Here is a 26,886-nt window from a genome sequence, read left to right as displayed (position 1 = left end):
AAAAAAAAGATTCAGGCTGCCTGGGTTATGGCAAGCATTTCTTCCTTTCGAATGGGTTTATTGCGGAAATCAATAGTGTGATGCGTACGGGATTTAAAGGATTCCCACTGCTGCCGGTCGTAAGCATCAATAGAGGAAGTAACGATGTTAATGCGTATTCGCCGGTTTGTGGGAAGGGTAATAAATTCTTCCAGGAATTGCCAGCCGTCCATGATGGGCATGTTGATGTCCAGAAAGATCACTTCGGGAAGGGCCTCCTTCTTGGCAATCATATCCCTCAGGCCATCAATGGCCAGCTTTCCGTTTATGTAAGTGTGTATGGTTTCACTCAAATCAAATGCCTTCAGCATTTTTTTGATTCCAAAGACAGTAATCGGGTCGTCATCTATTATGCAAACAGCATTAATTTTTGTCATCAAAATAAATTTTGAAAATGGTTCCCTTACCCACCTCACTGCTGGCGGTAATTTTCCCGTTCATGGCTTCAATCTGATTTTTAGTGATATACAGCCCAATTCCTCTTGCATCTTTATGTGAGTGGAAGGTCTTGTACATTCCAAAGAGCTTATCCCCGTATTTATCAAGGTCAATCCCCAGCCCATTGTCTTCTATGGCCAGTTCAAGGAAGTTTTTATTTTTCCTGGCAGTAAGCCGGATAAGCGGATCGCGCTCCGGATGCTTATATTTTACAGCATTGGTCAGGAAGTTCATCAGGATGCTATCCAGATAAGCAGGCACAACCCTCACCCGGGTACCTTCGGGAATTTCATTCTTTATGCTCGCATTGTGGTTGATCAGATAGGCGGAAAGCGTCTTCTCTACAGCCTTTACCCTTTCATTCAGGCAGACACTGACCTTTTCAATGTTTACATTGGTGTTAATGGCAACGACCTCGTTGAGGTTATCCAGGGTCTCCAGCAGGTTGTCTGATGCTTCTGTAAGCATGTGGATGATGCGGTTCTTCTCTTTGGGGTCTTCCTCAGAAACCAGGAAATCCAGCAACATGGAGAAGTTTGCAGTGTGGGAACGCAGGTTATGCGATACAATATGAGCGAAATTGATCAGTTTTTTGTTCTGCTGGGAGGTAACGTTAATCAGGTCCCTGAGTTCTGCCTCTTTCTGCTTGAGGTCTGAAATATCAAGGCTGATTCCCATTAATCCGTAAACCTCATTATGCTGATCGTATAGCGGGATTTTGGAAGTCAGGAAATGAGTGACTGAGCCGTCTTTACGTACAGAAATAGTCTCTTTTCCGAGAATGGAGGCCCCATTGTTCATGACGTATAAATCCTCATCCCTGGAAAGCTGGGCTATTTTTCTGTCGTATAAATCAAAATCCGATTTTCCAAGGAGTTGGTCTGCGTTGGTAAAACCCATATAAGAGCATTCCGCTTTGTTTACCAGTATTTTCCGGGATTCCAGATCTTTTATATACAAGTTCAGGGGAAGGTTGTCGACTACTGTCCGTAGTAATTTTTCACTTTCCCTGGTTTTAATTTCAGATTCGCTGATGTTGGTCACATCCTGGATGGTACCGATCAGGCCGATGTATTCCCCGTTCTTGTAGAGGGGTTTCCCGGCTGCAATTACCCACTTTTCCTTCCCGCTGGCCGTAACGATTTGTAGTTTTTCGCTCCAGGAAGTACCTGTTTCAATGGCTTTGTATACAATCATTGAGATGGTATTCCTGCTGTAGCCTTCCTTATAAAATTCTATGGCACTCTCAAGGCTTGGCTCATAATCCTCGGGCACTTCGTGAATTTGTTTGGTCATTGCACTCCAGCTGAGCTCATTGTGAAGAGCATTGAATTCCCAGCTGCCGATACCCGCAATTTCTGACTTGGTATCCAGCAGGATACGCGTTTTATCGTGTTCCAGTTCTTTTTTTATCCGTTGGGTAACATCGTCGGTCTGTATGATGATTCCGCATATATTTTCCTTGTCGTCAAACCAGGGTTCATTGATCCACTCAAACCAGGTCTCATTCTTTTCTGTATCTATATGCCGGTCTATGCCGGTAGTGCCCCTGCGACCCCGCAGGCAGGAATTGAGGACCTCCAGCCACTCTTTGGAAGCATCCGGAAATAAGGAAAGAATAGATACTCCCATAACATCAGATCCTTCAAAACCGAAGGCTTCAATCCAGGAATCCGAAACCTGAACCACTTCTAATTTGGTGTTCAGAAAAACGGTAGGCCTGGGAAGCTGTTTGATCAGATAATTCTGGGTAGTTGTATCCGTTCCCTTCAACATATTGTCGTAATTTCCTACCAAAGTAAATGGAATATTCGTCATTTGTGAAGGAATGTTGTGTAATCCCGGTTAAACGTGGTGATTCCTGTTTTTTAAGCGGTTGTAGTTCGAAATTATGTAAAAAACAAGAAAAATCCTACAAATACTAAAAAGTCTTTTTTGTAGAAAGCAGGGCTGAGGGGATCAGATTCTAACGGTGTCCGGGACTAAACCGGTATAATCTCCCCCATTCCGAATAACGTCCCTTACAATGGAGGAACTGATATAGGATTTTCCTGAAGAGGTAAGCAGGAAGACAGTTTCGATTTCTGAAAGCTTCCGGTTGGTATGTGCAATCGCTTTTTCAAATTCAAAATCTGCCGGATTCCGCAGGCCTCTCAGGATGAATTGTGCATCCACCTTCCTGCAAAAATCCACTGTGAGTCCGCTATAGGTTTTAACCTTTATTTGCGGCTCATCTTTAAAGGCTTCTTTAATAAATCGCATCCGGTCTTCCAGACTGAACATATAGGATTTTTCGGCATTTTCGCCAATGGCAATCACTACTTCGTCAAAAAGAGAGATCCCCCTTTGAATGATATCGTAATGGCCCAGGGTGATTGGATCGAATGATCCCGGAAAGATTGCGCGCTTCATTTGGTCTGTTGTCTTTACAGCTTAAAATTAGGGTTTTTTCCCCAAAGCTTCCTCAATGGCACTCCCGAAGAGTTCCGGCAGGGAAATTCCTGCTTCCCTGGCCTGTTGAGGCAGGATACTGGCCCGGGTCAGGCCCGGGGTAGTATTCATTTCCAGTAAATGCGGAATGCCATCCACCACAATAAATTCGCTTCGGCTGTAGCCTTCCATTTTCAGGATATCGTAGATAAATGCAGCCGTATCGGCAACCTTCTTGTGAACCTCAGCGTTAATCCTGGCCGGGGTTATTTCCTGTGATTTTCCCTCATATTTGGCGGCATAGTCAAAAAAATCATTTTCGGAGACTATTTCAGTAATGGGGAGAACCGTGGTCTTCCCATGATACCGGATTACCCCAACGGAAACCTCGGTTCCCTCCAGGGCTTTTTCTATAAGGACCTGCTGGTCTTCCTTAAAGGCAACTTCCAGGGCTGGCCCAAGTTCTTCTGCCTTCCTGACCAGGCTGATCCCAAAGCTGCTACCGGCCCGATTGGCCTTTACAAAACAGGGTAAGCCCACTGCACTGAGGATTTCGGTTTCGCGGACCTCCTGTCCCATATCCAGGGAATACGAGGGAGCGCAGGGGATTCCATAAGCTTTTAAGACCCTCAGCAGGTCCCTTTTATTGAAGGTGAGTGCGGCCTGATAATGACCACAAGAGGTATGGGGCATCTGCAGCAGCTCAAAATAAGCCTGCAGCATGCCATCTTCTCCCGGGCTTCCGTGAATGGCGTTAAAAACACAATCGAAATGCAGGGTATTACCTGAAAGTACAGCGGAAAAATTATGCCGGTCAATGGGGATTTCAGCCTCTTTTTCATCGAGCAACACCCATTTATCTTTGTTTATCACCACCCGGTAGGGCTCGTAGCGATCGCGGTCCAGTGTTTCATAAACGACCTGTCCGCTTTGCATTGAGATGCCATACTCGCTGGAAAACCCTCCCATAACAATGGCTATTTTCTTTTTCATTGGCTGGTTTCGGATACGTTAATTCCCCGTTATAGTGGTTACCAAAATAAATAAAAACGAGTGGGTTTCCTATATTTGTGAACTGAATAAATGAGGTATGCGAAACTTCCTGAATTTTTTGAGGTCAAAAGTTTTTTTGACCCAACTGGCTCTGGCCCTTGTAGCTGTTGTTATTTGTAGCTTTCTGGCCCTGCAATGGTTGAAAAGCTCCACACGCCATGGAGAGTTTGTGGTAGTCCCGGATCTAGCCCGTTTATCCGTTCCGGAAATGCGGGAAGTTATTGAGGAGGCTGAGTTACGCTACGAGGTGGTGGATTCGGCAAATTTCGACCCGGAATATCCGCGTTTCTCTATTATTGAACAAAACCCGCCGGCGGGAAACAAGGTAAAGACAAACCGGAAAATTTACGTAACCGTAAACCCTTCAGGATATAAAAAAGTGACCATCCCGGATATCATTCAGGTGACGCAGCGCAATGCCACTTCCATGCTCAGGGCGGTAGGGCTGGACGTGCAGCGGGTAACTTATATAGACGAACTCGGTAAGGATATGGTATACCGCATCCGCTACCAGGGAAAATATATCAACCCGGGAGAAAAATTGCCCAAGACTTCGAAAATTGAATTGATCTGCGGGAATGGGACCATCCCTGATCAGGCCAGGATCAAAGCGGATTCCAACTAGTGATGACGGCAGCCGAACAGGAAGAAAACGGAGAAGACGAGCTGTACGAACATTATAGTTTTACGGCTGCCCAGGGGCAGGAGCCACTGCGGGTAGACAAATACCTCATGAACTTTATTGAAAAGGCCACCCGCAATAAGATACAGCAGGCGGCCAAGGCCGGAAATATTCGGGTTAATGAACAAATAGTAAAGCAAAATTACCGCGTAAAGGCAGGGGATGTGGTCCGCGTGCTCTTTGAGCACCCGCCCTACGAATTCCTTTTGACCCCTGAGAATATCCCACTTGATATCGTTTATGAAGATGAGGAACTGTTAGTGGTAAACAAACCGGCCGGAATGGTAGTGCATCCTGGGCATGGGAATTATTCCGGCACGCTGGTCAACGCCCTGGCTTACCATTTTGAATCGCTCCCTCTGAATTCAGATAAGCGACCCGGGCTGGTCCACCGCATCGATAAGGATACCTCAGGGCTGCTGGTTATTGCAAAAACAGAAGAAGCCATGACTTCACTTTCCCGCCAGTTTTTTGACAAGACTACCCAAAGGGAATATCTGGCTTTGGTCTGGGGAAATGTGGAGGACGATTCGGGGCGCATTGAAGGCGCTATTGGCCGCAATCCCAAGAACCGTTTACAAATGCAGGTTTTTCCGGAAGGAGAGCAGGGAAAAGATGCAGTTACCCACTATCAGGTACTGGAGCGATTCGGGTATGTAAGCCTTGTTTCCTGCAGGCTGGAAACCGGCAGGACGCATCAGATCCGGGTCCATATGAAATATATAGGCCATACGCTGTTTAATGATGCCCGTTATGGAGGAGACAGAATCCTGAAAGGGACTTCCTTTACCAAATACAAACAATTTGTTGAAAATGCCTTCAAATTGCTTCCCAGGCAGGCACTTCACGCGCATACCCTCGGATTTGAGCATCCCTTAAGCAAAAAGCAGCTTTTCTTTAAGGCCGAATTGCCGGAAGATATGAAGGCCTGTATTGAGAAATGGCGGCATTATGCCAAACACCAGCAAGACTTATAAACGGAGCTGATAATGTTATAAAGAAGTCTTTTTAAACTGAGACGGACTTAAATAGGACGCTTAGTACCTTTACCTGATAAATTGAATGAAAAGATGAAAATTGTAATTTCTCCTGCCAAATCTTTGGATTTCGAAACGGCATTGCCGACGAATAGACACAGTCTTCCTGCTTTTCTCGAGGAAGCACAGCGCATAAATAAGGTCTTAAAACCTAAGAAACCCGGAGCCCTTAAAAAGCTTCAGAACATTTCGGAACAGCTTGCGGAACTCAACTGGCAGCGGAATCAGGATTTCAGCCTGCCTTTTAGCTCTGATAACTCCAGACCGGCTGTTTTTGCATTTAACGGGGATGTTTATCAGGGGCTGGACGCCTACAGCCTTGAGGAAGACCAAATTGCAAGTATGCAGGAACGCCTTCGGATTCTCTCCGGTCTCTATGGTGTTCTGAAACCGCTGGATCTTATTCAGCCCTATCGGCTGGAGATGGGAACGGATATTAAAATTGGCAGGAAAAAGAATCTTTACGAATTCTGGAAACAAACGATCACAAACAGTCTGAACGAGGAATTGGAAGAGGGGGAATTATTCATCAATCTGGCCAGTAATGAATATTTTAAGGCAGTTGACGCAAAAAAGCTGAAAGTGCCTGTAATCAGTCCTGTATTCAAAGACTGGAGCAAGGATAAATTGCGCATAATCAGTTTCTTTGCCAAGAAGGCGAGAGGCTCTATGGTCCGCTATATCCTGGATAAGGACGTGAACAGCCTGGAAGACTTGCTGGCTTTTGACTATGACGGCTACCAATACAGCAAGGAACATACCCTGAAAGCGGATCAGCCCGTTTTTGTACGATAAGATCAATTTTCAGCTCTTCCCACAAGTAGAAGCACTTCAGGTATTCGCTGGAAATACATAATCAGCTCAGGCTTTTCCCTTGGGGCTGATTTTTTCTTCAACCCGGGTTCGCTTTCGAATTTTCCGGGGCCGCCGTGCCCCGTATGACTTATTCTGAATTTTCCCTCTTTTCGTCTTTTTATCTCCTTTTCCCATGGTTTTTCAATTTGTATTTAATACACTTAGGCAGTTCTAATAAATTAATAAAAATAAGAGGCAGGACAAAGTAAATCCCTTATTATTTCAGTACTAAGAGCAATTCCATGTTTCTTCACAAACATCCATACGAACCCTTTCTCTTTGAAGGCGTCGGCAAGTTAATCGTAGGGACGCTTCCCCCGCCCCGTTTCAGTATGGGTTTACTGAAGGATGGGGATGTGGATTTCTGCTATGGCAGCCGGGATGGACAGCTATGGAAAATCCTTGATCAGCTGTTTGATCTCGATTTACCCTTTGAAACCAGCCAGCGTGCTGTAGAGGCCCGAAAAACCTTTTTGCGCAGGCGTAAAATCGGGATTTGCGATGTGGTTGCCAGGGCAGAGCGGGAAAAAATAGATGCTTCGGATTTGGGGATGTCAAATATTGAGTTGAGGGATATGCTGGGCTATATCAGAAAATATCCTACTATAGGTACGCTCTTGTTTACAGGGGGAAACAGTAAGAATGGTCCGGAATATTTGTTTCGCAGGCTCTTAAGGGAAACAGGAATAAAATTCACCCGCATAAGTGATGAAATTCCCAGAATCCACCAATTTGAAATAAGGGATTCTTCCGCTCAAAAAAGAATTATCAGGACGGTATCGCTCACGGCTCCTTCCGGGTCTGCCAACCGGGCGGTGGGCAGCCTGCCCGAATACAAGGCGCGTAAGGCAAAAGATCAGGGATATGATACCTTGAAATTCAGAATGGATCAATACAAACCATTTTTCTAACCCGGATTGTTGGTTTTGTAGTCTTCTTATCCTATTTTGTTATCACTGCCAAACAACTGTTTGCAGATTCAAACTAATATTGGACCTTTATTTGTCTTAAACCAGTCGAATAAGCGATCGGGGTTTAAAAAACGAGATACTACTTTATGAGCCAGGGGCAACGATTAAAAGAATTTCAGAAGTCAGTAAGGAATAAATTCAATGTCTACAACAGCCTGTTCCTGAATTTGCCCTATACAAACATGGAGCATGTTGGTATTTTTGTGCCGCTTTTGTTCCGGCAATGCCAGCATGGTCTGGATTCGGGAAAGAATCCCAAGGAAATATTAGAGTCCTTCTTTGACAGTTTACCAGGATTTACAACAGAAAAGGAGCGCATTGATTTTATGTTCCGTATTATCCAGTATGTGGAACGGCAGGTAGTATTATACGACAGTGTGGAGGATGCCGCCTTCCCGAAGCTGCACGCGCATACAGAATCCCTTTCCATAAGGGATTATTTTCAGCTGGCCCGGAAAAACAAGCGATGGGACAGGGTTTCAAAAAAACTGGAATCATTCAGCGCCCGTATCGTCCTGACCGCGCACCCTACGCAGTTTTATACCCCCGCGGTGCTCGATATTATCTCAGAACTGCGAAGTTTGATCCTGGAGAATAAAATTGACGAGATAGACGTAACGCTTCAGCAACTGGGGCTGACTTCCCTGATCAACCGCCGTAAACCCACCCCCCTGGATGAAGCCAAAAACATTATTTATATCCTCAGGTATGTCTACTACGATGCAGTGGGCGAACTCTATGACTATATCAAAGGCAGTTTTGAAAAAGGGAATTACCATAACCCGAACATCATCAAACTGGGTTTCTGGCCCGGAGGAGACCGGGACGGGAATCCCTTTGTAACCGCGGCCATAACAAGGGACGTTGCCGATGAGTTGCGGACGACCCTGATGAAGTGTTATTACAATGACCTGAAACTGCTGCAAAGGAGAATATCCTTTAACGGGGTGCAGGAATTGTTGCAACAATTGCGCAACGAAGTGTATGTAGCCATGTTTGATAAGAAGAAAACAATGGACTACAATGATATTCTGCAACAATTGGAAGCCGCCCGGATAGTTTTAAAGGATAACTACCACAGTCTTTACCTTAAGGAGTTGGATCGGTTTATTGATAAGGTACATCTTTTCAAGACCCATTTTGCAGCATTGGATATCCGGCAGGACCACAGTATCCACCTGAAAACCGTAACCCAGATTCTTATAAAAGCGGGCTTTGTCAAAGAAAGTTTGGAAGAGCTTGCAGACAGCGAATTAACGCGGATTTTGATAAAAGAAAAACTTGCCCCGGATCCGGCAGCTTTTGAGGACCCGCTGGTGAGGGATACCCTGGTAAACATCGCCCAGTTAAAGGAAATCCAGCAAATAAACGGGGAGGATGGCTGTAATAGGTATATTATCAGTAATTCGGAAGACATCTATTCGGTGTTGTTTGTATATGCCTTGTTTCGATGGTCTGGTTGGGATTCGGACAACATTACCTTCGATATCATCCCGCTTTTTGAAACTATGAAGGGGATGGATTCTTCGGAAGCTACCATGCAGTCACTATTTGATCTTCCTGAATATCGAAGACATGTGTCTTTCCGGGGGGAAGTGCAGACCATCATGCTCGGGTTTTCCGACGGCACCAAAGACGGGGGCTATCTGAAAGCCAACTGGTCTATTTTCAAGACCAAGGAACAGCTCTCACAAGTTTGCAGGAGGAATAAAATCAAAGCCATCTTCTTTGACGGGCGCGGTGGCCCGCCAGCCAGAGGCGGGGGGAAAACGCATCGCTTTTATGCAGCTCAATCCAAGAAAATCGCAAACCATGAAATACAGTTGACTGTACAGGGGCAAACTATAACCTCAACTTTTGGTACCAAGGAGTTGTTTATGCACAACTCCGAACAGTTGCTTACAGCGGGCTTGTCTAATACCATTTTCGGGAAGGAAAATATTATAACGGCCCAGCAGCGGCAGTTAATAGAAAAGCTGTCAAAGATCAGTTTTGAAAAGTACGATGCCCTGAAAAAGCATCCCATGTTTATTCCGTATCTTGAAAACCGGAGCACACTGAAGTTTTACACCAAGGCCAATATCGGGAGCCGGCCCGGAAAAAGGGGTAATAAGGAAAAACTGGAATTAAGTGACCTGCGGGCCATTTCTTTTGTGGGCTCCTGGAGTCAGTTAAAACAAAATGTGCCCGGGTATTTTGGAATCGGAACAGCCCTCAAAAGCCTGAAGGATGCCGGCAAGTTGTCAGACTTAAAAAAACTATACAGGGAAGTTCCATTTTTCAAGGCCCTGATGCTCAATAGTATGATGTCTTTGCGCAAGAGTTATTTTGAGCTAACCCGTTATATGAAAGACGATCCCAAGTACGGGGCATTCTGGAATATTCTGTACGAGGAGTACCGCCTTTCAAAGAGGATGCTTCTGCAGATCTCCGGTAGCCAGGAGCTTATGGAAAATGAATCGGTATCCAGGGAATCCATTAAGATCAGGGAAAATATAGTTTTGCCCTTGCTGGTGATCCAGCAATATGCCCTGCAGAAGATCGGGGAGGACATTGAAAACAAGGAAGTGTACGAGAAGATTGTTACCCGTTCGCTTTACGGAAATATCAATGCGAGCCGGAATTCGGCCTGATTGAAATAAGTTATACTTAGCTGCGTTCAACATAATATAGTCCTAACATAAATTGCAAAGGGATGGCGTACCAAATTACTTATCGTTCTTTAGCAAAAAAAGATATCCGACCAGAGGATATTGATGAAATTCTCCGGATATCCAAAAAGAAGAACAGCCTTAGGGGGATAACCGGCTGCCTGGTATTTAACCAGGGTTATTTTATACAGATCCTTGAAGGTTCGGAGAAGTACGTGAGGGAGGTTTACACCACCATAAAACTGGATCCGCGTCATAGCCTGGTGGAAATACTTTCTGAGGGTGAAATAGAGGAACGTCTATTCGACAAATGGGAGATGGCCTATGTAAATTTATCCGGGGGAATCGAGACCGAAAAAGAGCAGGCCATTGCCACAAGCGTAGCAGAAATAGATGCGCATTCCGGAAAATTCCGGCACACCACTAAAGTGTTCTGGTATAATGTCTATTCCCTCTTTCAGGAGAAGGGATTCTACCGTAGCTGAATTGAACTTTCAGAGCTTAAGGAGCGGAACTGAGAATAGCATACATCGCCCTGATCCCATAAGATATCTGACCGATCTTCAGATTCTCGTTTGGAGAATGCTGATTGTTGTCAGGATTAACCACAGGCAGGATAAAAGCCGGTACCTTAAGGGCATTTATAAATGGCGCGATGGGCACCGTACCTCCTGTGATTCGGATTTGTACCACCTGATCTTCAAATGTTGAGCTGAGTGTTTTTACCAGATGCGTCCCAAAGGTATTATCAAGTGGGGTGCGGAAGGCATCAGTGACGTCAGACTCCGATATAGTAACCCATTTCGGATAAGCTGCCCGCATTTGGGCGTCCGGAACCGTATCGGTTATCCGGTATCCCAGCCCCTCTATATGTTTTTTAACCAAAGACTTCATCCGGTCGCCTTTGGTTTCCGGCACCAGCCTCAAGTCTAATTCCGCAGTAGCGGATGCCGGTACAATGGTCCTCGCCTGAGGGCCTACCCAGGCGGAAGACATCCCCCGAATATTCAGTGAGGGATATTGCAGGGCTTCCTGATAAAAGCCTCCAACCTTATCCGGCTCGCTTATTTGGAGGGCCGAATTAATATTTGCAGCATCGTCCGGGACTGCCTGCAAAATACTGCGTTCCGAATCGGTCAGTTCAATGCCATCGTAATACCCGGGGATCGTTACCCGGCCATCTGCATCTTTCATGCTGGCCAGGATCTCAGCCAATTGAAAGGCCGGATTGGGGGCGTAGTTTCCGTAATGACCGCTGTGTTGAGGTCTTATGGGGCCATAGGTGGTGAGGCTCATGGTGGTAATGCCCCTGCACCCATAAACCAGAGTGGGTTTTCCCGAGTAATGCATAGGCCCGTCCCCGATAATCAGGTAGTCTGCTTCCAGCAGATCCTTATAGGTTTCCACGGCCTTGGGCAACGGTTTGCTGCTGCGCTCCTCCTGTCCGTCAAGAATAACCTTAATATTAAAAGGAAGCTCCACCTTATTTTTCTGGAGCAGGTCAATAGTATTCAGGAACATGACTATGGGCCCTTTGTCATCGGAAACAGACCTTCCGAAAAGCCTCCATGAGTAATCGATATCCTCGCTCAGTTCGGACAGGGGTCTGGTTTCCCAGCTTCCTTCTTCACCGGCAGCTTTTAAAACAACCTTATAGGGATCTGGCTGGTCCCATTTGGAGGGATCAACAGACTGTCCGTCAAAATGCATATACCATAAGAGGGTTGGTTTCCCGGTTTCCATGGGAAGTGCTGCAAAAAAAAGGGACTCCTCCTCGGTGGGCAAGACGCTGGTATTGAATCCCCGGGCGTTGAACTTTTGAGTGAGCCAGCTAATATTCCTGTTGATGTCTGCATGATCCAGGGCATCATTGGGAATGGAAATAAAATCAATTAATTCATCAATGGTATGGCGGACCTGGGTTTTAAGTTGGACGTTATCCTGTCCGAAAACCGGAAACGTTGCCAGACATAACAGGAGTAAAAGGGAGTTGCGCATGGGCCTTTATAATTTGTTTTAAATCTAGCGAATTCTTTTGATAAAATCTGTAATCCCATTAATTCCGGATGCAGCCAGCGATTTGATAAAAGCCGAGCCGATAATTGCGCCTTTAGCATAGCGCACAGCTGCTTCAAAACTCTCTCTGTCGTGTATGCCGAATCCAACCACCTGAGGGTTTTTGAGCTGCATTCCCGCAATCCTTTTGAAATATTCCTCCTTATCCGACCCAAACGAGTCCTGTACCCCGGTGGTGCTGGCAGAACTCACCATATAAATGAATCCGTCTGAAGCAGCATCGATTTGCCGGATACGCTCCTCCGAGGTCTGTGGAGTTATCAGAAATATCATTTTCAGGCCGTAGCGTTCCAGAATGGGCTGGTACTCCCTCTGGTAAATATCAAGGGGCAGGTCCGGGAGGATCAGCCCGTCAATTCCTACTTCCCGGCATTTGCTGCAAAAGGCCTCTACCCCGTACTGCAGCACCGGGTTAAAATAGCCCATCAGGATCAGGGGGATGTGTATGCTATCGCGAACGTCTTTTAGTTGCTCAAACAGTTTACTCGTTCCCATCCCATTTTTCAGCGCCTGAGTGGAACTTTGCTGGATGGTGGGCCCGTCTGCCAGCGGATCGCTGAAAGGGAGACCTATTTCCACCATATCCACCCCGCTTTCCTGTAATTGCTCCAGCACCGGGAGGGTATCCTGCAGTTCAGGGTAGCCGGCCGTAAAATAAATTGACAGCAGTTTACCATCTTTTTGCATGGTGCTGTCAATACGATTCAGGGTTTGGGTCTTTTCACGCATCATCATTGGGATTCCTTAAGCAAGTTTAAAATAGTCAATATAGGTTTGCAGGTCTTTATCACCCCTGCCCGAGAGGTTGATGACCACAACTTCTTCCGGCTCGAAAGCCCTTTTTTCAAGTACTGCAAAGGCGTGGGAGGTTTCTATTGCCGGGATAATCCCCTCCAGTTCGGCAAGCTGCCTTCCGGCCAGCATGGCCTCGTCATCGGTAATGGAGATGAATTCTGCCCTGCCGCTGGTGTATAAATTGGCATGCATGGGTCCAACTCCGGGATAATCCAGCCCTGCAGAGATGGAATAGGGTTCCGTTATCTGCCCGTCCGGTGTCTGCATGAGCAGCGTTTTACTGGCATGGATCACGCCTACTTTTCCCAGGGCCGAAGTAGCAGCACTGGCACCGGTGTCTATACCTTTCCCTGCGGCCTCAACAGCTATAATTCCAACTTCAGGCTGGTCCAGGTAGTGGTAATAGGTTCCGGCAGCATTGCTCCCTCCACCCACGCAGGCAATCAAATAATCTGGTGCCGACCGGCCCTCGGCTTCCGCCAGCTGCGATTGTATCTCTTCTGATATCACTGCCTGAAAGCGAGCCACCATGTCCGGATACGGATGCGGTCCTACTACTGAACCGATAATGTAATGGGTGTCTACAGGGTTGTTTATCCAGTCGCGGATCGCTTCATTAGTGGCATCCTTCAGGGTACGGCTTCCAGATACGGCAGCCCGCACTTCAGCGCCCAGCATTTTCATCCTTGCGACATTCGGGGCCTGCCTTGCTATATCTACCTCCCCCATATAAACCACGCAGGGGAGCCCCATCAGGGCGCAGACGGTAGCTGTGGCAACGCCATGCTGCCCGGCTCCGGTTTCGGCAATGATTCGTTTTTTGCCCAATTTTTTAGCCAGCAGGATTTGACCGATGGTGTTATTTACTTTATGCGCTCCCGTATGGCAGAGGTCTTCCCGTTTCAGATATATTTTACACCCAAAGCGCTGAGAAAGACGGCTTGCGTAATAAAGGGGTGTGGGCCTGCCCACGTAATCGTGGAGCAGTTTGCGAAACTCCTTCTGAAAATCCTCCGAATACATGATCTCCAGATAGGAGGTGCGCAGTTCCTCCACGTTTGGGTAGAGCATTTCAGGGATATAAGCTCCTCCGAATTCTCCGTAAAAACCGTTTTCATCTACATGATATGATTGCATAGGTTCTTTTTTTATTGTTTAAACTGATGGTCCAGCCGGCGTATTTGGTCCATAAATGTTTTCAGGGATTCCACATCCTTTTCACCCGCCTGTATTTCAAATTTTGAATTCAGGTCAACCGCATGGCAGAACACAGCATTTTCCGTTTTTAGGAATTCCCGGATTTTCGGGATGTCATCCGGGCCGATTCCCCCGCTCAGGAAAAAGGGTTTATCAAAGGGATACCTCTTTAGCAGTTCCCAGTTAAATGCCCTGCCGGTTCCCCCGGGTAGCTTGCCCTTGGTGTCGAACAAAAAATAATCGCACATGGGAAGGTAGGACTCCACATGCTCAAAATCGAAAGTATCACCCACAGAAAAGGCCTTTATTAAAAATACCTCGCTGGTGCTGAACTCGTTTAATTCCTCCCGTAGTTTCCTGCAGTAGGCCGGGCTTTCCGCACCGTGTAGCTGTACTCCGCTCAGTTGGTGTTCCTCAAATTTATTCCTTACGTATTCTTTTGGGGCATCGACAAATACCCCGATACGTGAAATAAGCCTGCCAAGCTTCTCAGGCAAGGGTTGATTGAGGTTGCGCGGGCTTTTATCCCAGAAAATAAATCCCATATAATCGGGCTCTAAGGCAGCCACTGCCTCTGGATTGAATTTCATGCCACAGACTTTTATCTTCATCCGTTCAGGGGTTTTAAAAAGGCAGAGAGCGCTATGCCCGGGTCCTGTTCTTTCATAAAGGATTCTCCCATCAGAAAACCCTGGTAGCCACAGGCTTTCAACTCCTGTAGCTGATGGGCAGAACCCAGCCCGCTTTCTGAAATTTTGAGATACGCGTCGGGGATAGACGAAGCCAGATTCCGACTGGTATCCAGACTTACTTCAAAGGTCTTCAGATTGCGGTTGTTAACCCCTATCATATCCACCCCTGGCTGTAAAGCAGCTTCCAGTTCCAAAGCATTGTGAATTTCCACCAGAACTTCCAGCCCCAGGGCTTGTGCTTCAGCAGCCAGCTCCGCTATCTGGCCGGGAGACAGCAGGGCGGCAATCAGCAGGATGGCGTCTGCCCCATATGCCCGTGCCTCAGTGAGCTGATAGGCGTCCAACATAAATTCCTTCCGCAAAATTGGCAGGCCGGTAGTGGCCCTGGCCAGCAGCAGGTCTTCCAGGGAACCCCCAAAATATTTCCCATCCGTAAGTACAGAAATTCCGGCTGCACCAGCTTTTTCATATCCGGAAACCACCTTCTGCACACTGCAATCCTGATTGATCACAGCCCGGGAAGGGGAGCGGCGTTTGTGCTCTGCTACAATACCAAAACGTTTGGCCTGCAAAGCGGTTTTAAGAGAGACGGTATCACGCACGAATAATGCAGTTTCCCGAAGGGATTCAACAGGGACTACTTTCTTTTTAAGCCTGACCTCTTCTTTTTTATCGGCTGCAATGCGATCTAATATATTCATGGTTTAGCTGCTGATTTGCTGTAACTTTTTTAGGGCCTTGAGGGCATTGCCGTCTTCTAGGGATCGCCGTGCCCGTACCAGGGAGTCGGGCAGGGAATCCCCGCTTGCAGTTGCGATCGCCAGGGCTGCATTCGCACAAACAACATCCTCCTGGGCCCGGCTTCCCCTTCCCTGCAGGACATTCAGAAAAATCTGCGCCGCATCTTCCACGGATTCCCCGCCATAGATTTCTTCGGCTGTGAGGGCCTCAAGGCCGAGGTCTTCAGGGCGCAGCATAGATTCAGACCGGTTACTGATGATCTTGGCCGGCCCGGTCAGCGAAATCTCATCATAGCCGTCCAGGGCGTGGACAATGGTAAAGTTCTTCCCGGTATTTTGATACAGGTACCCGTAGATCCGCGCGAGTTCCAAATTAAAAACCCCGACCATCTGATGTTCCGGAAAGGCCGGATTTACCATGGGGCCAAGCATATTGAAAAAGGTTTTGACCCTTAAATCCCTTCGAATGGGGGCTACATTTTTCATCGCAGGGTGGAAAAGAGGGGCGTGCATGATACAAATTCCCGCCTGCTCCATACAGTTGCGCAAAAATGCCTCCTCACTGGAAAATCGGATCCCGAGAAATTCCAGCACATTGCTGCTGCCACAGTTGGAGGAGACTCCGTAATTCCCGTGCTTGGCAACCGGTACTCCTGCCCCGGCAGTCACGAAGGAGGCCAGGGTAGAGATATTAAAGGTGTTTTTTCCATCCCCGCCGGTTCCGCAAAGGTCAATCGGCTTGAATTCCGAAAGGTCCACTGCATGGCAAAGATCCAGCAGGGCGTCGCGAAAGCCCTCCAATTCTTCGGTGGTAATACTTCGCATCATATACACTGTCAGGAAAGCAGCGATCTGGCTGGGATTATATGAACCCCCGGCAATTTTCACCAATACCTCGCGGGCTTCTTCCCGCCCAAGCAGCTGATGTCCGATTAGTTTATTGAGGATATCTTTCATTTTTTCGAGTTTAACCAGTTCGCAAGCATTTCTTTGCCTCTGGGGGTGAGTACGGATTCCGGGTGAAACTGGACGGCACAAACATCATAGGTTTTATGTCTGAGAGACATAACCTGCCCCTTCTTATCCGAAGAGGTGGCCTGCAGGCAGTCCGGCAAATCGGGGTTTACCACCCAGGAATGGTATCTCCCCACTTCTATTTCTTCCGGAAACCCTTCAAAAAGCGGGTCATCCGTTTGCACCCGAATTTTGGTGGCCACCCCGTGATAGACCTCCTGAAGATTGATCAGGGAACCGCCAAATACTTCAGCGATGGCTTGTTGCCCGAGACACACCCCGAATATGGATTTCTCAGGGGCAAACCGCTCAATAACTGTTTTCAGCAAGCCGGCTTCATCCGGTATCCCCGGTCCCGGGGAAAGAACAATACGGTCAAAAGCAGCCACTTCCTCAAGGTTCAGCCTGTCATTTCTCCAGACCGTGACTGCACAGTCCAGATCTTCCAGGTAGTGGACCAGGTTGTAAGTAAAACTGTCGTAATTGTCTATTACTAATACCTTCTTCATCTTACAGGGATTCTGCTATTTCCAGGGCTTTGTTCAGCGCCCCCAGTTTATTGTAGGTTTCCTGTAATTCCGCATCCGGATCGGAAGCCGCCACCAGGCCGGCACCAGCCTGGTAGAAGAGCCTGTGGTCTTTACTCAGGAAGGTCCGGATCATAATGGCATGGTTAAAATCCCCGTCAAAGGCCATAAAGCCAATGGCACCGCCGTAATAATTCCGGCTGGTCTTTTCATATTTCTCGATCAGTTGCATGGCCATATGCTTCGGGGCCCCGCTGAGGGTCCCGGCCGGAAAGGTATCGGCAACGATCTTCATGGTGGGGATATCTGCTTTTTTCTGCCCGCTAACCTTAGATACCAGATGGATTACATGCGAGAAGTACTGAACCTCGCGGTAGGTCTCCACCTGCACGGTATTCCCATTGCGACTCAGATCATTCCTGGCCAGGTCTACCAGCATCACATGCTCGGCATTTTCCTTTTCATCGGCAGCCAATTCCCTGGCCAGTTTGGCATCTTCCTCGTCATTCCCGGTACGCCTGAACGTCCCGGCGATGGGGTGTATCTCTGCTTTGCCGGCTTTTACGACCAGCTGCGCTTCCGGGGAACTTCCGAATATTTTAAAATTTCCATAGTCAAAATAGAAAAGGTAAGGCGATGGGTTTATGGATCTGAGGGCCCGATACACATTAAATTCGTCTCCCTTAAAGCCCTGTTCAAATCGCCTGGAGAGCACCAACTGAAAAACATCCCCGCGCCCACAGTGCTTTTTGGCCCGGGCAACCTGCTCTAAAAATTCCGCATCTGTCAGGTTGGAGAGCCGCTCCCCGTCTTTTGCAAAGTTGTAAGAGGCAAAGGTCTGAATGGACAGGATTTGTTCCAGCTCTGCAATATTATTACCGTCTCCAAAGGCATGCGAGAACAAATACGCCTCATTTTTAAAGTGGTTGATGGCAATGATATTTTGGTATACGGCATAATAAATGTCCGGAATGTGGGTTGAATTGTCTTTTTTGCGGATATCTATATCTTCAAAATACCGGACGGCATCATAAGACATATATCCAAACAGGCCATTGTTAATGAATTTAAAATCGTTCTTTTCGGCTTTGAACATGCCGGCAAACCGGTGGATTTCCATAGCCACGTCGGTAGTTTCCGTAATCGGGTTAATTTCCTTTTTCCCGTCAGGGAAATGCCGCTGGATTTCTTCATTTTGAACAGAAATGCTGGCAATCGGATTGCAACAGATGTAGGAAAAGGAATTGTCGTTGGCATGGTAGTCACTACTCTCCAGCAACAGGCTTCCGGGGAACTGATCCCTGATCTTGAGGTATACGCTTACCGGGGTAATGGTATCTGCCAGGATTTTCTTGTAATGGGTCTGTAAAGGATACACCATGTAATTTTATTGTTTTCAGATAACTAAAAAAGGCCTGTCGTGATTGACAAGCCTTTATATGGATTTTACATAAAGCGGGGCTCAGATCACGACAATTCGTATTCAGAGTTCCACCACCAGTTTGTGTTTGATATCAATTGCATAAGGCTCAAAGATAGCTATCAATTTTTATTCTGCAAATCAGCAACCAAAAAAAAAGCGCCGAATTTCCCGGCGCTTTCAAATTTAATCTGGTTTCTAGAATTCTAGGTCAACTACCAGGTCGAACTCATCGTAGATGGTCTTGTCACCCAGGTTGTCAAAGAAGCTTCCGGAACCGTAGCGCACATCGTATTGAGCGCGGTCTACTTTCATTGTGGCTGTGGCCTTGCTTCCGTATACGGAAACATCAAAAGTAACGGGCTTGGTGATTCCTTTTATGGTAAGGTCCCCGGTAACCTCATAGGAGTTTTTACCCGTAGATTTTACCTCTGTAAAAACCAGCTTTGAAGTAGGGTGGCTGGCTACTCCAAAGAAATCGTCAGATTTCAGGTGTCCTTCCAGTTTAGCTTTTGAATCCCCTTCCAGGTCGGTGGCGATAAGGGAGGACATATCCACAACAAACTCTCCACCGGTTAAAGCACCGTCTTCGAAAATCAGAGCTCCGGATTGCAATTCTACCAGCCCGTTGTGAGAACCTGTTACTTTGTAGGCTTTCCAGGACACTGTGCTCTTATCAGCATTTACTTCCTTTTTTTCCACTTCAGCTGGTTCCGTATGGGCAAGGGCTGTTCCAAATACCATGGCCAGGGCAAGGCTTAATACATTTCTTTTCATAGTTGATAATTTTAGAGATTTAAGTTTTAATTAATTATGGGTTAATAATCAGATATGCGTAAATAATTTTTCTTTTGGTGTCCTGACTTTCTTATAGTGCTGGGTTTCATCTTCTTCAGAGCGATATCCCACCGTTGCTATAACTGCGGTTTGCAGGCCACGGGCAGGCAGGCCCAGGATGTCATCCAGTTTATCGGCTTCAAAACCTTCCATTGGGCAGCTGTCAATTTTCATGGCAGCAGCAGCAGATAACAGGTTTCCTAGTGCTATGTAGGCTTGTCTGGCCGTCCACTGTGCTTTTACCTCCTTTGGCAGCGGAGTTAACTTAGATTTCATAAAATCTCCATAACCTTTTAAGTCGGCCTCTGGGATTCCCCTGACCTCTGAAACGTGTTCAATATAGTTGTCAACAAGGGTGTCATCAAAATTGCTGCGACTGGCAAATACAATAACCTGAGAGGCATCGGTTATTTGCGCTTGGTTCCAGCAGGCTGGCAGCATCTTTTCCCTTACTTCCGGATCGGATATAACGAGTACTTCATAAGGTTGCAGGCCATAAGAAGAAGCGCTCAGCCGAATGGCGTCCAGTAATTCAGAAAGCTGGGATTCTGTCAGCTTTTTGCTGCTGTCGAACTTTTTTGTGGCATAGCGCCATTGCAAATCAGACAGATACGTTTCATTTATACTTTGAGTTGATGTTTCCATATACGTGGGTTTAAATTTTGTCTAAAAGTGTGTTAAGTGATAATAATTCCTCCTTGCTGAAATGTTGCATTAGCTCCTGCTCTGCAGCTTCTACTGCCTTATCCATTTTTTCAAGGGCCTGAAAACCGGATGATGTGATTGAGATTTCAACTTTCCTGCGGTTGCTCGGACAGATGTTGCGCTCAACATATCCTTTAAGGATCAGTTTATCCACCAGCCGGGTGGTGTTACTCATTTTGGACACCATCCGTTCGTTGAGCGTACCGAGGTTTGCAGGTATACCCTGCTGACCTCTCAATATTCTAAGCACGTTGAACTGTTGCAGCGAAACTTCATACGGCTTCAGGGCATTCACTATCACTTCGTTAATCCTGTTGTTGATTAACATTAAGTGAATAATAGTTCTCCGCCCTATGGGCAGTTTTTTTTCAGTTTTTATGGCTGCTTCAACATTCATGTCCATACAAATATTGTATATACAAATGTAATATAATTATATACCTAATCATAAACAGGATATGATAAAATTTTGTTAATTAGTCGGGAAGTCCCTTTTTCAGGCTGAGCAACTTTTAAATAGCTGAAATGGGCGGCCTTTACATTGATTGTGTATTTTTGTTTAAAAAGCATTTTATGGCAGATTTGACTCAGGAAGAGTGGCGGGCTAAACTCGCAGAAGACGACAAAGCAGTGATCTTGGATGTCAGGACGGAAGAGGAAATTGAAGAAGGTGCCATCCCCGGTGCCATGCATATAGATATTTACATGGGCCAGGGTTTCCTGGATGAGGTTGACAAACTGGACAAGGATAAACATTATTACATTTATTGCCGGTCCGGCAACAGGAGCGGGCAGGCCTGCGCCCTCATGAATGCGCGCGGATTTGAAGTCACCTATAATCTTATGGGCGGTTTTAACGAGTGGGAAGGGGAAGTGAGCTAAACCGTTTAAACCTTAAGCTTATCAGCGATGGCCCGGGCCAGGATGTCAACGGCCTGATTAATTGGAAACAGCATGGAGAACATGAATCTTTTTTACAGAATACTCTATTATTTCCAGAAAAGAGGATTCGAGGTTTCCCGTCGTATTGCCGAACGATTGGGGATACGGACCAGGGTGGTGCGGACTACCTTTATTTACCTTACTTTCGTAACCCTCGGATTTGGTTTCGCCCTTTACCTCTTTCTCGCGTTCTGGCTGAAGATTAAGGATTTGATATACACCAAAAGAACCTCGGTTTTCGACCTTTAATTATGCTAAAGCTTTTCCGTTCCAAAATCTATCTGGCCATCTTCCTTATGGGATCGGTCCTGCTTTTCGGTATTACAGGCTATCGGTATATTTCGGGCTTTTCCTGGACGGAAGCCCTTTACATGACCATTATTACCGTAACCACGGTCGGTTTTCAGGAAGTGCGCCCCCTGGGAACGCAGGCACAGCTTTTTACCGTTGTCCTGATTATATCCAGTGTTTTTATTTTCGCCTTTGCCATCTCGGTGGTAACCGAATATGTTCTGAGTAAAAACTCCCTCCAACTTTTAAAAAAGAAGAAAGTGAAACAGCGAATCGACAAATTGGAAAACCATGTCATTGTTTGTGGCTATGGACGTAACGGAGCCCAGGCCGCCCAGCGGCTCAATGCTTACAACCGACCCTTTGTGATCATCGAGCGGGATCGGGAAGTAATCGAAAAGCATGAGGATGAAATACTGTTTGTGGAGGGTGATGCCAATGAAGATGAAGTGCTGATGGAAGCGGGGGTAAAACGGGCCAAGTTTCTTATTGCTGCCCTTCCGGATGATGCGGCAAATCTTTTTGTGGTGCTTTCTGCCCGGCAATTAAATAAAAAGCTGTTTATCATTTCCCGCGCCTCCCAGCTTACATCCCAGAAGAAATTGCAACTGGCCGGGGCCGACAAGGTTATCATGCCAGATAAAATCGGAGGGGATCACATGGCTTCCCTGGTGGTGCTACCAGACCTGATCACCTTTATGGATAAGCTTTCAATGGAAGGAGGGGATACCACCAACCTGGAAGAGGTTGCCATTGAGGATTTTTCAGACCAGGTAGACTGCAATTCCCTCCGCGACCTGGACCTCAGGCGAAAAACGGGTTGTACCATCATCGGGTACATTAAACCCGACGGCACTTACATAATAAATCCGGAGGCGGATATGCCCCTTCAGCCTAAAAGTAAGGTAATCGTTTTGGGGCGTCCGGAACAGATCCGCAAGCTCAATGAAATGTTCCACATAGGGTAGGCGGCTACCCTAATATATTTGGTTGGCAAGCTAATTTTTAGGATATTGCCGCACTTTCAACTCAAAAACCATCTAAGTCAAATGAAGTATATCTATACTGTTTTACTCGCGTTTTTTTCATTAATGGCAGGAGCGCAAGACCTGCAGGTAAAAGAAACCATCAGCAACCCGTCAAATAACATCAACGACGGGGTGATAAAGTTGGAAGTTTCCGGAGGCCGTCCTCCCTATACCTTTCGATGGAGCAATCAGGAAACACCACTGAGCTCCAATAAGTCTACCGGACTTACCGAAGGGATTGCTTATGATGTTGTAATAATCGATGCCAGGGGGACTTCTGTTACCAAGGAATATACGGTTCCCACAGAAGCGATCACCGAAGTTTTCAACGGGGCAATGACCCCGGCGGTTGGTGCACTGGGCTCGGTACTTTTTTGGGACCCTTTTGATGCACTCGGTATTTACGATCCTGTGGTTTATGCAGATGTCAAAAAAATTGGTATTCCAGGGTGGAGCCCTGAGGTGACTGATAAATTTGTATTGAAGCGATGGATCAAGGCTGAAGGGGAAAAGGTTAAAAAAGGAGATGCAATAGCCGTAATCTCTAGGCAAAACGGTATGGATGTTACGGTAAATGCCACTGTTGCGGGAACCCTGGAACACCTGGTTGCTGAAGGGGGCGTGATCTACAATGCGGACAATCCTGAAGATGTTATTGAGCAGGGGGCTCACTACCTTGCAGATATCGTATACGATGAGCCGGTGGTTATGACCCACCCTAATGGAGACCCAATTACCAAACCGATCCCCTTTATTGTGATCTGGCTGGTACTGGGAGCTACCTTTTTCACCATACGAATGGGCTTTATCAACATTCGCGGTTTTAGGCATTCCATCTCCCTTGCCAAAGGAAAATACGACGACCCTCAGGCCCCCGGGCAGGTAACGCATTTCCAGGCACTGGCCACAGCCGTATCCGGTACAGTAGGGTTGGGTAATATAGCCGGGGTTGCCGTTGCAGTCTCTTTAGGAGGTGCTGGAGCAACTTTCTGGATGATTGTCTGCGGGCTTTTGGGGATGTCCTCAAAGTTTGTTGAATGTACCCTGGGGGTCAAATACCGCGATATCCTGCCTGATGGACGGGTTTTCGGAGGGCCTATGAATTATCTTCGGTATGGGTTGGAAAAAAGAAATTTAAAGGGCCTCGGGAAAGTGCTGGCAGGACTTTTTGCCGTACTCGCCGTAGGTGCCTCTTTTGGCGGTGGGAACATGTTCCAGGCCAATCAGTCATTTGAGCAGCTCGCCGGGCAATTCTCTGCCCTTGAGGGCAATGGCTTCTGGTTCGGTGTGGTTACGGCTATCCTTGTCGGGGTAGTTATTATCGGGGGAATCCGAAGTATCGCAAAAGTTACGGGCCGGGTAGTACCGCTAATGGCATCTATTTATGTAATTGCCGCCCTCGCGGTGATTATTATGAACATACAGAATATCGGTCCGGCTTTTTCCGCTATTGTAGATGGAGCCTTTAATCCCGGGGCTATCAAAGGAGGTATTATAGGCGTACTGGTCGTTGGTTTTCAGCGAGCTGCCTTTTCCAATGAAGCAGGGGTTGGATCTGCGGCCATTGCCCACAGTACGGCCAAGACCAATCATCCGCCATCGGAAGGCTTCGTTGCCTTGTTAGAGCCTTTTATTGATACCGTGGTAGTTTGTACCCTTACCGCACTGGTATTGATCTTTACCGGAATGCACGAAGTAGAAGGAATGGCCGGAGCACAGCTTACCTCAGATGCTTTTGGAAGTGTCTTCTCCTGGTTCCCCTATGTGCTGGGAATCGCAGTTTTCCTCTTTGCCTTTTCAACTATGATATCCTGGTCGTATTACGGAATGCGGGCCTGGACCTATTTGTTCGGTAAAAGTACCCGCTCAGAAATGGTTTATAAAATGCTCTTCCTGGTCTTTGTGGTAATTGGAGCTTCTGTTAGCCTGGGGGCCGTTCTGGACTTTTCGGATATGATGATCCTGGCGATGTCCTTCCCGAACATTATAGGATTATACATTATGTCCGGCGAGGTTAAGGAAGACCTCAGAAATTATTTCAGGAAGCTAAAAAATAAAGAACTGTTCCAAAAGCAGACTGCAAAGTAACAACAGCAAGCATCCGTAGTTTAGGCGGATGAGGCGATCCAAACCCCACTTCAGCGACAACATAAGGCTAAGAAGTGGGGTTTTTTATTTTTTTTTGTTACTGGTAAGCCTGCAATTGCTCATTTATCTGATCAGTCTCAATTTTGATTCAGCCTCTGATACTGTGGTCCGCCTGAACGCTGAAGAACAGGCATGGATTGATAGTGTGAAAGTGAGCCGGCAAAAAGACCGGGATCAAACCCTGTATCCTTTTAACCCAAATTTTTTTAATGATTACAGGGGCTACAGACTGGGCATCAGCCCGAACAGCCTCAATCGCATTTATGCGCACAGACGAGCGGGGGGCTGGTTTACCAAATGGGAGGAATTGCAGGAGGTGGGCCAATTACCGGATTCCATTATTGACGCCTATGGGCATTTGTTGCAGTTTCCTGAACCCAGGCCTTTTGCATCAGACAGGCAAAAAGTCAAAAAACCTTTGATCCAGAATCTTAACGATGCCAGTGCGGAAGACCTTAAAAAGGTTTATGGGGTGGGACCGGTGCTCTCCCGGCGCATCCTCAACTTCAGGATGGCTCTGGGTGGTTTCAGGTCTGGTATACAGCTTTACGATGTTTATGGGCTGGAGGAAGAAGTGGCCAATCGGGTTTTGAAGCGTTTTCAGGTTCTGGATAGTCTCAACCATAAAAAGATATCGCTCAATAAGGCTACTGCTGTGGAGTTAGGCCAAATCCCTTATCTCCGCGGAGAATTAGCCGGGAAGATTACGAACTACAGAACAAAGAACGGGCCTTATAAAAGTCTTGGGGAACTCGAGCGCTTCGAAGGGATCACTGCGGAAAAAATTGAGAGAATTGCACTATATTTGACCCTTTGAAAGAAAAATTGCTATTGAAAGAACATTTGCTATGATGACGGAAACTACAACTACCATTAATTTTGATCCCCCGGAAACCCAACGGATGGTTGCCGATGCAGCCCGGGATTTTGCCGAACAGTATATCAGGCCCCACGTGATGGAGTGGGACGAAAGCCAGACGCTGCCCGTTTCAGTATTGAAAAAAGCCGGAGAACTCGGTTTTATGGGGGTACTGGTTCCAACAGAACTGGGTGGCTCCGGGATGGGATATCATGAATATATCGCGATCATAGAGGAAATTTCCAAAGTTGATCCATCAATCGGCCTTTCGGTAGCCGCGCACAACTCCCTTTGCACCAATCACATCCTCTCTTTCGGGGATGCGGAACAAAAGGCCCGCTGGATCCCGAAACTGGCCAGTGCCGAGTGGATTGGAGCCTGGGGACTTACAGAGCACAATACCGGGTCTGATGCAGGCGGGATGAACACAACGGCCAAAAAGGATGGAGATTCCTGGATATTAAACGGCGCAAAAAACTTTATTACACACGGAAAAAGTGGAGACATTGCCGTAGTTATTGCCCGTACTGGAGAGAAGGGGGACAGCCGGGGGATGACTGCTTTTGTAATCGAAAAAGGCACTCCCGGATTCAGCAGTGGTAAGAAAGAAGATAAACTGGGGATGCGGGCCAGTGAAACCGCCGAACTCGTTTTTGACAATTGCCGGATCCCGGATGCCAACAGGCTGGGCCCGGTTGGAGATGGATTTATCCAATCCATGAAAATTCTGGACGGGGGACGCATTTCAATTGGAGCCCTCTCCCTGGGAATTGCCAAAGGAGCCTATGAGGCTGCCTTAAAATATTCCAAGGAGCGCGTTCAGTTTGGCAAACCCATCAGCAGCTTTCAGGGGATTTCCTTTAAACTGGCCGAAATGGTAACCGAAATTGAAGCCTCAGAACTGATGATTCATAAGGCTGCTTTTTACAAGAATGCCGGCAGGCCCGTTACCCAGCTCAGCGCCATGGCCAAGATGTATGCCTCTGAGGCTTGTGTCCGGGTGGCCAATGAAGCCGTTCAAATTCACGGGGGATACGGTTATACCAAGGATTTTCCGGTCGAGAAATTCTACAGGGATGCTAAGCTATGTACGATCGGGGAGGGGACTTCTGAAATACAGAAAGTAGTCATTGCCAAAAATATTTTAAAATAATTACCGGCTTTTAAAGATTGAACGTATATTTGCAGCCTGAAATCTTAAAGAAAGGAGGTTGTAGCCAATGTTAATTATACCTGTAAAAGAAGGAGAAAATATAGACAGAGCACTGAAGCGTTTTAAGCGGAAGTTTGATAAAACCGGAACGATGCGCCAGTTGCGTAAGCGGCAGCAGTTTACCAAGCCTTCTGTAGAGCGAAGACAGCAAATTCAAAAAGCTCAATATATCCAGCATCTGAGGGATCAGGAAGATATCTGATACGTGCTGATGTTCATTAAAACAACCCGATTCGGAATTCCGAG

General features: G+C 46.9%; 29 protein-coding genes. 13 read left to right on the top strand and 16 right to left on the bottom strand.

All coding sequences use genetic code 11. The features are described from left to right. Positions 1 to 11 precede the first annotated feature (11 nt). The 4 genes from ACT6NV_RS01715 to ACT6NV_RS01700 form a co-directional block, all read right to left on the bottom strand. Positions 12 to 416: a response regulator gene (locus ACT6NV_RS01715; RefSeq protein WP_445385547.1), complete on the bottom strand. Its 405-nt coding sequence runs from the start codon at positions 414 to 416 to the stop codon at positions 12 to 14. After that, positions 403 to 2,295 carry a PAS domain S-box protein gene (locus ACT6NV_RS01710; protein WP_445385546.1) on the bottom strand — a complete coding sequence of 631 codons (1,893 nt, stop codon included), beginning with the start codon at positions 2,293 to 2,295 and terminating at the stop codon, positions 403 to 405. The genes ACT6NV_RS01715 and ACT6NV_RS01710 overlap by 14 nt, the downstream gene beginning before the upstream one ends. A 141-nt stretch (positions 2,296 to 2,436) precedes the next feature. Then, positions 2,437 to 2,889 carry a pantetheine-phosphate adenylyltransferase gene (coaD, locus tag ACT6NV_RS01705; protein WP_445385545.1) on the bottom strand — a complete coding sequence of 151 codons (453 nt, stop codon included), beginning with the start codon at positions 2,887 to 2,889 and terminating at the stop codon, positions 2,437 to 2,439. A 27-nt stretch (positions 2,890 to 2,916) separates the two neighbouring features. Further along, positions 2,917 to 3,900, bottom strand: a complete 984-nt coding sequence (locus ACT6NV_RS01700) for a D-alanine--D-alanine ligase (RefSeq protein ID WP_445385544.1) — start codon at positions 3,898 to 3,900, stop codon at positions 2,917 to 2,919. Positions 3,901 to 3,997: 97 nt separating this feature from the next. On the opposite strand from ACT6NV_RS01700, the gene ACT6NV_RS01695 reads away from it, so the two are divergent. The 3 genes from ACT6NV_RS01695 to yaaA all read left to right on the top strand — a co-directional run bounded on the left by ACT6NV_RS01695 (position 3,998) and on the right by yaaA (position 6,474). Continuing rightward, a complete protein-coding gene (locus tag ACT6NV_RS01695) occupies positions 3,998 to 4,585 on the top strand; it encodes a PASTA domain-containing protein (RefSeq protein ID WP_445385543.1) in 588 nt (195 codons plus the stop codon). A gap of 2 nt (positions 4,586 to 4,587) precedes the next feature. Continuing rightward, positions 4,588 to 5,619 (top strand): RluA family pseudouridine synthase, encoded by a 1,032-nt coding sequence (locus ACT6NV_RS01690; protein ID WP_445385542.1) that lies wholly within the window; start codon positions 4,588 to 4,590, stop codon positions 5,617 to 5,619. Positions 5,620 to 5,712: 93 nt separating this feature from the next. After that, on the top strand, positions 5,713 to 6,474 hold the full coding sequence (yaaA, locus tag ACT6NV_RS01685) for a peroxide stress protein YaaA (RefSeq protein ID WP_445385541.1): 762 nt from the start codon (positions 5,713 to 5,715) through the stop codon (positions 6,472 to 6,474). A gap of 66 nt (positions 6,475 to 6,540) precedes the next feature. Here the strand turns inward: yaaA and ACT6NV_RS01680 are convergent, their stop codons facing one another. After that, entirely contained in the window at positions 6,541 to 6,669 is a 129-nt protein-coding gene (locus ACT6NV_RS01680; protein ID WP_445382744.1) for a 30S ribosomal protein THX, read from the bottom strand. A gap of 107 nt (positions 6,670 to 6,776) precedes the next feature. Here ACT6NV_RS01680 and ACT6NV_RS01675 point away from each other — a divergent pair, with 107 nt between their 5' ends. The 3 genes from ACT6NV_RS01675 (at position 6,777) to ACT6NV_RS01665 (ending at position 10,641) form a co-directional block, all read left to right on the top strand. Further along, the gene (locus ACT6NV_RS01675; protein ID WP_445385540.1) at positions 6,777 to 7,445 is read left to right on the top strand and encodes a uracil-DNA glycosylase family protein; all 669 of its coding nucleotides are present in this window, start codon (positions 6,777 to 6,779) and stop codon (positions 7,443 to 7,445) included. 146 nt (positions 7,446 to 7,591) lie between these two features. Further along, positions 7,592 to 10,138, top strand: coding sequence for a phosphoenolpyruvate carboxylase (locus ACT6NV_RS01670; protein WP_445385539.1), 2,547 nt, complete (start codon positions 7,592 to 7,594; stop codon positions 10,136 to 10,138). Between the two features lie 62 nt (positions 10,139 to 10,200). Beyond that, complete coding sequence (locus ACT6NV_RS01665; RefSeq protein ID WP_445385538.1) at positions 10,201 to 10,641, top strand: BLUF domain-containing protein; 441 nt, start codon at positions 10,201 to 10,203, stop codon at positions 10,639 to 10,641. 16 nt (positions 10,642 to 10,657) lie between these two features. Here ACT6NV_RS01665 and ACT6NV_RS01660 read toward each other — a convergent pair whose 3' ends face one another. The 11 genes from ACT6NV_RS01660 to ACT6NV_RS01610 form a co-directional block, all read right to left on the bottom strand. Next, a complete protein-coding gene (locus ACT6NV_RS01660; protein ID WP_445385537.1) occupies positions 10,658 to 12,154 on the bottom strand; it encodes a M20/M25/M40 family metallo-hydrolase in 1,497 nt (498 codons plus the stop codon). A gap of 24 nt (positions 12,155 to 12,178) precedes the next feature. Then, positions 12,179 to 12,940, bottom strand: a complete 762-nt coding sequence (gene trpA / locus ACT6NV_RS01655) for a tryptophan synthase subunit alpha (protein WP_445386656.1) — start codon at positions 12,938 to 12,940, stop codon at positions 12,179 to 12,181. 36 nt (positions 12,941 to 12,976) lie between these two features. After that, the gene (trpB, locus tag ACT6NV_RS01650) at positions 12,977 to 14,164 is read right to left on the bottom strand and encodes a tryptophan synthase subunit beta (protein WP_445385536.1); all 1,188 of its coding nucleotides are present in this window, start codon (positions 14,162 to 14,164) and stop codon (positions 12,977 to 12,979) included. A gap of 11 nt (positions 14,165 to 14,175) precedes the next feature. Continuing rightward, positions 14,176 to 14,835, bottom strand: a complete 660-nt coding sequence (locus ACT6NV_RS01645) for a phosphoribosylanthranilate isomerase (RefSeq protein ID WP_445385535.1) — start codon at positions 14,833 to 14,835, stop codon at positions 14,176 to 14,178. Beyond that, positions 14,832 to 15,617 carry an indole-3-glycerol phosphate synthase TrpC gene (gene trpC / locus ACT6NV_RS01640; RefSeq protein ID WP_445385534.1) on the bottom strand — a complete coding sequence of 262 codons (786 nt, stop codon included), beginning with the start codon at positions 15,615 to 15,617 and terminating at the stop codon, positions 14,832 to 14,834. The genes ACT6NV_RS01645 and trpC overlap by 4 nt, the downstream gene beginning before the upstream one ends. A 3-nt stretch (positions 15,618 to 15,620) precedes the next feature. Next, complete coding sequence (trpD, locus tag ACT6NV_RS01635; protein ID WP_445385533.1) at positions 15,621 to 16,613, bottom strand: anthranilate phosphoribosyltransferase; 993 nt, start codon at positions 16,611 to 16,613, stop codon at positions 15,621 to 15,623. Next, complete coding sequence (locus tag ACT6NV_RS01630; protein ID WP_445385532.1) at positions 16,610 to 17,179, bottom strand: anthranilate synthase component II; 570 nt, start codon at positions 17,177 to 17,179, stop codon at positions 16,610 to 16,612. The genes trpD and ACT6NV_RS01630 overlap by 4 nt, the downstream gene beginning before the upstream one ends. A gap of 1 nt (position 17,180) precedes the next feature. Beyond that, positions 17,181 to 18,578 (bottom strand): anthranilate synthase component I family protein, encoded by a 1,398-nt coding sequence (locus ACT6NV_RS01625; protein WP_445385531.1) that lies wholly within the window; start codon positions 18,576 to 18,578, stop codon positions 17,181 to 17,183. Between the two features lie 237 nt (positions 18,579 to 18,815). Continuing rightward, positions 18,816 to 19,394, bottom strand: a complete 579-nt coding sequence (locus ACT6NV_RS01620; protein WP_445385530.1) for a YceI family protein — start codon at positions 19,392 to 19,394, stop codon at positions 18,816 to 18,818. 48 nt (positions 19,395 to 19,442) lie between these two features. Beyond that, entirely contained in the window at positions 19,443 to 20,099 is a 657-nt protein-coding gene (locus ACT6NV_RS01615) for an NAD(P)H-dependent oxidoreductase (RefSeq protein ID WP_445385529.1), read from the bottom strand. Positions 20,100 to 20,109: 10 nt separating this feature from the next. Further along, a complete protein-coding gene (locus ACT6NV_RS01610) occupies positions 20,110 to 20,556 on the bottom strand; it encodes a MarR family winged helix-turn-helix transcriptional regulator (RefSeq protein WP_445386655.1) in 447 nt (148 codons plus the stop codon). 176 nt (positions 20,557 to 20,732) lie between these two features. Here ACT6NV_RS01610 and ACT6NV_RS01605 point away from each other — a divergent pair, with 176 nt between their 5' ends. The 7 genes from ACT6NV_RS01605 (at position 20,733) to rpsU (ending at position 26,842) form a co-directional block, all read left to right on the top strand. Then, positions 20,733 to 21,041, top strand: coding sequence for a rhodanese-like domain-containing protein (locus tag ACT6NV_RS01605; protein ID WP_445385528.1), 309 nt, complete (start codon positions 20,733 to 20,735; stop codon positions 21,039 to 21,041). A gap of 81 nt (positions 21,042 to 21,122) precedes the next feature. Further along, positions 21,123 to 21,350: a PspC domain-containing protein gene (locus ACT6NV_RS01600; RefSeq protein ID WP_445386654.1), complete on the top strand. Its 228-nt coding sequence runs from the start codon at positions 21,123 to 21,125 to the stop codon at positions 21,348 to 21,350. Between the two features lie 2 nt (positions 21,351 to 21,352). After that, on the top strand, positions 21,353 to 22,360 hold the full coding sequence (locus tag ACT6NV_RS01595) for a potassium channel family protein (protein ID WP_445385527.1): 1,008 nt from the start codon (positions 21,353 to 21,355) through the stop codon (positions 22,358 to 22,360). A gap of 81 nt (positions 22,361 to 22,441) precedes the next feature. Then, positions 22,442 to 24,508 (top strand): amino acid carrier protein, encoded by a 2,067-nt coding sequence (locus tag ACT6NV_RS01590; protein ID WP_445385526.1) that lies wholly within the window; start codon positions 22,442 to 22,444, stop codon positions 24,506 to 24,508. Between the two features lie 28 nt (positions 24,509 to 24,536). After that, positions 24,537 to 25,385, top strand: coding sequence for a helix-hairpin-helix domain-containing protein (locus tag ACT6NV_RS01585; RefSeq protein WP_445385525.1), 849 nt, complete (start codon positions 24,537 to 24,539; stop codon positions 25,383 to 25,385). Positions 25,386 to 25,440: 55 nt separating this feature from the next. After that, the gene (locus ACT6NV_RS01580; RefSeq protein ID WP_445386653.1) at positions 25,441 to 26,580 is read left to right on the top strand and encodes an acyl-CoA dehydrogenase family protein; all 1,140 of its coding nucleotides are present in this window, start codon (positions 25,441 to 25,443) and stop codon (positions 26,578 to 26,580) included. A 67-nt stretch (positions 26,581 to 26,647) separates the two neighbouring features. Next, the gene (gene rpsU / locus ACT6NV_RS01575; RefSeq protein WP_445385524.1) at positions 26,648 to 26,842 is read left to right on the top strand and encodes a 30S ribosomal protein S21; all 195 of its coding nucleotides are present in this window, start codon (positions 26,648 to 26,650) and stop codon (positions 26,840 to 26,842) included. The last annotated feature ends 44 nt before the right edge of the window (positions 26,843 to 26,886 follow it).

The organism is Robiginitalea insularis (genome assembly GCF_052497835.1).
This window is presented reverse-complemented; position numbering and strand designations above follow the sequence as displayed.